The following is a 235-nucleotide window of genomic DNA, read 5'->3' as shown; positions in this document are numbered from 1 at the left end:
GACATTATCCTTAGAAAGGAGGTGATCCAGCCGCACCTTCCGATACGGCTACCTTGTTACGACTTCACCCCAATCATCTGTCCCACCTTAGGCGGCTGGCCCCTAAAAGGTTACCCCACCGACTTCGGGTGTTACAAACTCTCGTGGTGTGACGGGCGGTGTGTACAAGGCCCGGGAACGTATTCACCGCGGCATGCTGATCCGCGATTACTAGCGATTCCGGCTTCATGCAGGC

1 rRNA gene is annotated in these 235 nt (G+C 56.2%); it reads right to left on the bottom strand.

The features are described 5' to 3' along the window. Positions 1-14 precede the first annotated feature (14 nt). Positions 15-235 (bottom strand): 16S ribosomal RNA (locus M3182_RS25995); the annotation flags it as partial.

This window comes from Mesobacillus maritimus (assembly GCF_023715205.1).
GTDB lineage: Bacteria > Bacillota > Bacilli > Bacillales > Cytobacillaceae > Mesobacillus_B > Mesobacillus_B maritimus_C.
The sequence above is the reverse complement of the archived record's forward strand: the minus strand, read 5'-3'. Positions and strand labels throughout refer to the sequence as shown.